Annotated in this window: 1 pseudogene; it reads right to left on the bottom strand. The window is 48.2% G+C overall.

From position 1 onward, the window contains the following. Positions 1 to 280, bottom strand: a pseudogene (locus F8N00_RS18295) (hypothetical protein); the annotation flags it as partial.

Here is a 280-nt window from a genome sequence, read left to right on the forward strand (position 1 = left end):
TGTGCTAAATCGTTTTCTGGCAATGCACCTTTTGGTGTACCATGTGTCGTCTCATCTGTTGAAGAAGAGCGCGCTGAACGTGGTGCACGATCTGGTGTGACATCATCTGCTGCTTGTGAAGCTGCACCTTTTGCTGCATCTTTCAAGCTTGGTGATGAAGAAGTCGATGCTGACTTACTTGGAAGGTTCGATGTGTCAACTTCCGTGTTCTCTGCTTTCTTTTGCAGACGATCGAGGTAACGCGATGCATTATCACGTCCACCGAGACCAAAGGCAAGAC

Origin of the sequence: Exiguobacterium sp. A1_3_1, assembly GCF_048985645.1 — a bacterium.
GTDB classification, from domain to species: Bacteria; Bacillota; Bacilli; order Exiguobacteriales; family Exiguobacteriaceae; genus Exiguobacterium_A; species Exiguobacterium_A indicum.